This is a genomic window from Streptomyces sp. UNOC14_S4, from assembly GCF_020740835.1.
Taxonomy (GTDB): domain Bacteria; phylum Actinomycetota; class Actinomycetes; order Streptomycetales; family Streptomycetaceae; genus Streptomyces.
Window position 1 is genome coordinate 1 of the sequence record NZ_JAINFC010000488.1, and the last position, 5,615, is coordinate 5,615.

Genomic DNA, 5,615 nt, shown 5'->3' on the forward strand with positions numbered 1-5,615 from the left:
CGAACTCGTCCCCCTGGGAAGCGTGACGGCCGACGAGGGACCGCGCCGGGACACCACCCTGGCGAAGATGGCCGCGCTCCGGCCGGTGCTGCCCGGGGGCACGGTCACGGCGGCGCTCTCCTCCCAGGTCTCCGACGGTGCGGCCGCCGTCCTCGTCGCGAGCGAACGGGCCCTGCGCGACCACGGCCTCACCCCGCGCGCCCGTGTCCACCACCTCTCCGTACGTGGCGAGGACCCCATCCGCATGCTGTCCGCGCCCATTCCGGCCACCGCCCACGCGCTCAAGAGGGCCGGGATGACGATCGACGACATCGACCTGGTCGAGATCAACGAGGCGTTCGCCTCCGTGGTCCTGGCCTGGCTCCGGGAGACCGGCGCCGACCCCGCCCGCGTCAACGTCAACGGGGGCGCCCTCGCGCTCGGCCACCCCCTCGGGGCCACCGGCGCCAAACTGCTCACCACCCTCCTGCACGAACTGGAGCGCACCGGCGGCCGCTACGGCCTCCAGACCATGTGCGAGGGCGGCGGCCAGGCCAACGTGACGATCGTCGAACGGCTCTGAGGCGCCGTCAGGCGACCGTCGCCAGTGCCCGCAGTATCTCCTCCGCCTCCCGTACCACCCGCTCCACCAGCTCCGCGCACGACGGCAGGTCGTCGATGACCCCGGCGACCTGCCCCGACGCCATCACCCCGAGGTCCGTACGGCCCTCCACCATCGCGGCCCTGAGCAGCATCGGGGTGTTCGCCGCCAGCAGCACCTGACTCCAGGTCAGGTCCCGGGCGCGCCGCATGACCAGCCCCTCGCGCAGCAGCCGCGCCGCGCCCAGGCCCGACACCTCGCGGAACGCGGCGGCGTGCCGCAGGGCCCTGACGAACGCGGCGGCGCGCCCCGACCGTTCGAGCGCCGTGACGAAGGGCGTGCGCAGCATCCGGTGGGGCAGCCCGTCGACCTTCGCCGTGACCGTCACGTCCCCGACCCCCGCGGCCAGGTACACGGCCTTCACCGCGTCCGGCACCGTGCTGTCGGACGTCAGCAGGAAGCGGGTGCCCATCGCCACCCCGGCCGCCCCGAACGCCAGGGCCGCGGCGAGCCCGCGCCCGTCGTGGAAGCCGCCCGCCGCCACGACGGGTATGCCGACCGCGTCCACCACCTGCGGCAGCAGCACCGTCGTGGCCACCGCGCCCGTGTGCCCGCCGCCCTCGCCGCCCTGCACCACCACCGCGTCCGCGCCCCACGCGGCCACCTTCTCGGCGTGGCGCCGGGCGCCCACCGAGGGGAGGACGACGACACCGGCGTCCTTGAGCCGGGCGATCAGCTCCCGCGAGGGCGCCAGCGCGAACGAGGCGACCCGCACCCCCTCCTCGACGACGACCGCCACGCGTTCGGCCGCGTCCACGGCGTCCGCGCGGAGGTTCACCCCGAACGGACGGTCCGTCCGCGACCGCACCTCCCGGATCGCGGCGCGGAGCTGATCGACCGTCATGGTGGCGGAGGCGAGGATGCCCAGGGCCCCGGCGTTCGCCGTCGCCGATACCAGCCGCGGGCCCGCCACCCAGCCCATGCCGGTCTGGACGACCGGGTGCCGCACCCCCGTCAGCTCGGTGAGCGCGGTCCTCATGCCCGTACCTCGCGGTCCCGGAGGCCGCCGGGGTCGAGGACCTCCCGGACGATCCGCAGCTCTTCGGCGGTCGGGGTACGGGTGGGCGGCGTGCCGTCCGGGACGTCCAGCGGGAAGCCCGTCGCCGCCTTCAGCCGCTCGGCGGTCACACCGGGGTGCAGGGAGCGCACCCGCATCGTGCGGTCCGGGCTCTCGAAGTCGAGCACCGCCAGATCGGTGACGACCCGTACGATCCGGTGGAAGCGGGAGGCGGAGGGGCCCGCGGCCCTCGCCCGGTCGTGGCCGACGCCGCAGACCATGTCGACCCGCTCGACCAGCACCCGGGGGGAGTGCCGGGGGATCCAGTAACTCGTCGGGTTGTTGAGGGTGTTGACGGGAGCTCCACGTACCCCCAGGAGCTGCCGGGACGGGCGCTGCCAGTCGCCGACGCACGCGATGTTCTGGTTGCCGTACCGGTCGAGCTGGCTCGCGCCCATCATCACGTGCCGCCTGCCGCCGGTGACCAGCGCGAGATGGCGGCGGAACGGCAGCCAGCCCTCGACGGCGGCGGGCCGTTCCCCCAGCGGCGGCACATCGGCCATCAGCAGCGCCTCGCCGTCCGTCAGCAGCAGGTCGGGCGAGAACGTGAGCCGCGCCAGCCGCGCGCCGAGCGTCGGCACCGTGCCCATGGGGCTCGCGAGGATCTCCCCGTCGCCGCGCCACGCCTCCGCGCACGCCACGACGCACACCTCCGCACGGGTCGCGCGTGCGGCCGCCGTCATGCCGGCGCCCCTGCTCCGCCGAAGTCCGCGACCGCCGCCCGGTAGGCGTCCTCGTCTCCGGTCAGGAAGCGGTCCGCGAATTCCCGCCAGGCCCCCGGGTCGGCGGCCGCCTTCGCGTACGCCGCCTGGAAGACCTCGTCGCGGTCGTAGTCGGGCGCGCAGGAGGTGAAGTGCGCGCCGCCCGGCGCCTCGACGACACCGGTCACGCGGTGCCGCTGCACCAGCAGGGTCTGCGGCCCGCCGTCGCGGGCGAACTCCCCGGTCTCCACGATCCGTTCGCAGGACACGTACGCCTCCCGTGCGGCCTCGCAGAACAGGTCGTCCAGATAGGGTTCCGGGCCCAGGTACTGGGCGTTGCCGCGCCGGTCCGCCCGGTTGAGGTGGACCAGCGCGGCGTCCAGCGTCAGCGCGGGCACCGCGACGAGCTCCTCGCCGTCCTCGTACGGCGAGGTGACGGTCCGCAGGCCGGGGTTGACCGTCATCACGTCCGACCCCAGCCCGGCCCGTACGGGCAGGAACGGCAGCCGATGCGCGGCGGCCGTCAGCCCCCACAGGAACATCGCCTCGTCCAGTTCCGTCAGCTCGAACGCGCCGTGTTCCCGGGCCGCGCGGTAGTGCGGTTCGAGCGGGATCGAGTCCAGCGTCACGAAGGGTGCGACGAGCCTGCGGACGCGCCCCGCCGCCGCCAGCAGGCCCACGTCCGGGCCGCCGCACGACACGACCGTCAGATCGGTGACGTCCGACCGCAGCAGGGCCCGCACCAGGGCCATCGGCTTGCGGCGCGAGCCCCAGCCGCCGATGCCGACGGTCATCCCGTCGGCCAGCCGGGCCACCGCCTCGTCGGCGGTCATCCTCTTGTCGGCGGTCATGTCTCCCGCCCCTCGAAGAAGGCCGCGCGGCGGCGGTCCGCGACGCCGCTGAGCGCGGCCTGGAAGGTGAACCCCTGCTCGTAGCGGTAGCCGCGGTGGACGTCGACCGGGTCGATGCCGTTCAGTGCCGCCTTCGCCATGCGCAGCAGCGTGCCGTCCTTGGCGGCGATCTCGCGCGCCAACTCCAGTGCGGCGTCGAGCAGTTCCTCGCACGGTACGACCCGCCACACGGACCCGTGCCCGTGCAGCTCCCGCGCGGTGACCGTCCGGGAGGTGAAGTACAGCGTGCGCATCAGGTGCTGCGGCACCAGTCGTGCCAGATGGGTGGCGGCGCCGAGGGCGCCCCGGTCCAGCTCGGGCAGGCCGAAGGTGGCGTCCTCGGAGGCGACGACCGCGTCCGCGTTCCCCGCCAGCCCCACACCGCCGCCGAGGCAGAAGCCGTGCACGGCGGCCACGACCGGCACCTCGCAGTCGTACACCGCGGAAAAGGCCGTGGCACAGGCGTGGTTGACGGCGACCAGCGCCAGGGGGTCCCGGTGGATCTCCTTGAGGTCGACACCGGCGCTGAAGCCGCGCCCGGCGGCGGCCAGGACGACGCAGCGCACCGCGGGATCGCCGCCCGCCGCGCGGACGGCCGCCGCGATGTCGTACCAGCCGCGTGAGGGAAGGGCGTTGACGGGAGGGAAGTCCACGGTGACGACCGCGACGGCGGTTCCGTGGCGGGAGGTGGAGACACTCATCGGCGGATCCGCTACCTTTCCACCAAACGTTTGTTAGGTCGCAAGGTAGCAGCGGACCGGCGACGACGGGAGAGGCGAAGTGGGCGGCAGCGCACGGGTGGTCGTCGTCACCGGCGGGACGCGCGGCGTCGGCGCGGGCATCGCACGGGCCTTCCTCGACACCGGCGCGCGGGTGCTCGTCTGCGCCCGCAGACCGCCGGAACGGCCCGTCGCCACCGGGCGCGGCACCGCCCGCTTCCTCCCCGTCGACCTGCGGGACCCCGACGGCGTACGGGCCTTCTTCGCACGCGTCGAGGAGGAGCACGGACGGCTCGACGTCCTGGTCAACAACGCCGGAGGAACCCCCTTCCAGCGCCTCGGCGACGGCGCGGACGAACGCCACGCCCGCATCCTCGGCCTCAACCTCGTCGCACCGCTCACGGCCTCGCTCGCCGCCCACCGGATCATGCGAAGGCAGGCCGGGGGCGGCTGTGTCCTGATGATCGGCAGTGTGAGCGGCACCCGGCCCTCGCCCGGCACCGCCGCCTACGGCGCGGCCAAGGCCGGCCTCGACCACCTCGCCCGCAGCATGGCCGTTGAATGGGCACCCGAGGTCAGGGTCAACACCCTCGTCCTCGGCATGGTCCGCACCGCCGCGGCACGTCTGCACTACGGCGACGCGGACGGCGTCGCCGCCGTCGCCCGCACGGTGCCCGCGGGCCGCCTGGCCGAGCCGGACGAGATCGGCGCCGCGGCCGTCTTCCTCGCGTCCCCCGCCGCCTCCTACATCACCGGCGCGAGCCTGCTCGTCCACGGCGGCGGCGAACGCCCGGCCTTCCTCGACGCCGCGAACGCCGGTCACGACGTCATCCACGACAAGGAGGGGTGAGATGCCTTTCGGCAGCACCGGGATCTGCGCGGGCCGCGTCGCCGTCGTCACCGGCGCGGGGCGCGGCCTCGGCCGCGCGCACGCGCTCGCCCTGGCGGCGGAGGGAGCACGGGTCGTCGTCAACGACCTGGGCGTCGGCCGCGACGGCGCGGGCCGCTCCGCCGGTCCGGCCCGGCAGGTCGCCGACGAGATCACCGCGCGCGGCGGCGAGGCCGTGGCCCACGACGGCGACATCGCCACGGAGGAAGGCGCCGCGTCGCTCGTCGCCACGGCCCTGGAACGCTACGGCCGACTCGACGCGCTCGTCAGCAACGCCGGGTTCCTGCGCGACCGCATGCTCGTCAACCTCGGCGAGGACGACTGGGACGCGGTGATACGCGTCCACCTCAAAGGCCACTTCCTGCCGCTGCGCCACGCGGCGGCCCACTGGCGCGCCGAGACGAAGGCCGGGCGGCGACCGGAGGCGGCCCGGGTCGTCCACACGACCTCCGGGGCGGGTTTGCTCGGGAGTGTGGGCCAGGCGAACTACGCCGCCGCGAAGGCCGGGATCGTGGGGCTGACGCTGGTGGCCGCGGCGGAACTGGGCCGGTACGGGGTACAGGTCAACGCGATCGCACCGGCGGCGCGGACGCGCATGACGGAGGGGGTGTTCCCCGAGGCGATGGCCCCGCCGGCTGCTCCGGGTGGCTTCGACGCCATGGCGCCGGAGAACGTCTCACCGGTGGTGGTCTGGCTGGCCTCCGCGGCCTCCGCGGGGG

Annotated in this window: 6 protein-coding genes and 1 pseudogene; 3 read left to right on the forward strand and 4 right to left on the reverse strand. The window is 74.8% G+C overall.

Annotated features, from left to right (window positions below; all coding sequences use genetic code 11):
* A pseudogene (locus K6I34_RS30235) lies at nucleotides 1-562 on the forward strand (acetyl-CoA C-acetyltransferase); the annotation flags it as partial.
* Nucleotides 563-569: 7 nt separating this feature from the next.
* Here K6I34_RS30235 and K6I34_RS30240 read toward each other — a convergent pair.
* From K6I34_RS30240 to K6I34_RS30255, 4 genes are read right to left on the reverse strand one after another with little or no spacing between them, the layout of a single operon-like run.
* On the reverse strand, nucleotides 570-1,619 hold the full coding sequence (locus tag K6I34_RS30240; RefSeq protein WP_229330785.1) for a nitronate monooxygenase family protein: 1,050 nt from the start codon (nucleotides 1,617-1,619) through the stop codon (nucleotides 570-572).
* On the reverse strand, nucleotides 1,616-2,380 hold the full coding sequence (locus tag K6I34_RS30245) for a CoA-transferase subunit beta (protein WP_229330787.1): 765 nt from the start codon (nucleotides 2,378-2,380) through the stop codon (nucleotides 1,616-1,618). Before K6I34_RS30245 ends, K6I34_RS30240 begins: the two co-directional genes overlap by 4 nt.
* Entirely contained in the window at nucleotides 2,377-3,249 is an 873-nt protein-coding gene (locus K6I34_RS30250) for a CoA transferase subunit A (protein ID WP_229330788.1), read from the reverse strand. The genes K6I34_RS30245 and K6I34_RS30250 overlap by 4 nt, the downstream gene beginning before the upstream one ends.
* A complete protein-coding gene (locus tag K6I34_RS30255; RefSeq protein WP_229330790.1) occupies nucleotides 3,246-3,989 on the reverse strand; it encodes an enoyl-CoA hydratase family protein in 744 nt (247 codons plus the stop codon). The genes K6I34_RS30250 and K6I34_RS30255 overlap by 4 nt, the downstream gene beginning before the upstream one ends.
* Before the next feature lie 79 nt (nucleotides 3,990-4,068).
* Here K6I34_RS30255 and K6I34_RS30260 point away from each other — a divergent pair, with 79 nt between their 5' ends.
* Complete coding sequence (locus K6I34_RS30260) at nucleotides 4,069-4,857, forward strand: SDR family oxidoreductase (protein ID WP_229330792.1); 789 nt, start codon at nucleotides 4,069-4,071, stop codon at nucleotides 4,855-4,857.
* Nucleotide 4,858: 1 nt separating this feature from the next.
* On the forward strand, nucleotides 4,859-5,615 hold a 757-nt coding region (locus K6I34_RS30265; protein WP_229330794.1), incomplete at its 3' end, for an SDR family oxidoreductase.

What these genes read in the sequence shown, in the direction of transcription:
- K6I34_RS30240 (WP_229330785.1), bottom strand. Translation starts at nt 1,619, where the DNA reads ATGAGGACCGCGCTCACCGAGCTGACGGGGGTGCGGCACCCGGTCGTC.
- K6I34_RS30245 (WP_229330787.1), bottom strand. Translation starts at nt 2,380, where the DNA reads ATGACGGCGGCCGCACGCGCGACCCGTGCGGAGGTGTGCGTCGTGGCG.
- K6I34_RS30250 (WP_229330788.1), bottom strand. Translation starts at nt 3,249, where the DNA reads ATGACCGCCGACAAGAGGATGACCGCCGACGAGGCGGTGGCCCGGCTG.
- K6I34_RS30255 (WP_229330790.1), bottom strand. Translation starts at nt 3,989, where the DNA reads ATGAGTGTCTCCACCTCCCGCCACGGAACCGCCGTCGCGGTCGTCACC.